This is a genomic window from Staphylococcus pasteuri (assembly GCF_030547725.1).
GTDB classification, from domain to species: Bacteria; Bacillota; Bacilli; order Staphylococcales; family Staphylococcaceae; genus Staphylococcus; species Staphylococcus pasteuri.
Genome location: NZ_JAUOQO010000121.1, coordinates 1 through 332, shown reverse-complemented (window position 1 = coordinate 332; position 332 = coordinate 1). Strand labels below are relative to the sequence as shown.

At 41.3% G+C, this 332-nt stretch carries 1 protein-coding gene; it reads left to right on the top strand.

Annotation, left to right across the window (positions count from 1 at the left end):
* Positions 1-275 (top strand): site-specific integrase (locus Q4528_RS13060; protein ID WP_512700996.1); only part of this gene is annotated, 275 nt, incomplete at its 5' end.
* Between the last annotated feature and the right edge of the window lie 57 nt (positions 276-332).

The window sequence follows — 332 nt, the reverse complement described above, 5'->3', positions numbered from 1 at the left end:
AAGCAGCCTTTACTAAAAACGACCACCGTGTTTTTCATGATCCTACAACCGATAATCCTTGGAAGGGAGACCACGTCATCAGAAAAAGACTATGGATACCTGCACTCAATAACGGTGGTGTAGACTATCGTAACCCTTACCAGACTAGGCATACATTTGCTTCGATGCTACTCTCAGAAAATAAGAACCTCCTTTGGGTTGCTCAACAAATGGGGCATAAGAATTGGGGGATGATTAGGAAAGTATATGGCAGATGGATCAGTCAGATTGAATGAATTACAAAAAAGCACTTTGAATCTTAAACGAATATTCGTCTCCGCAGATGTAAGAGG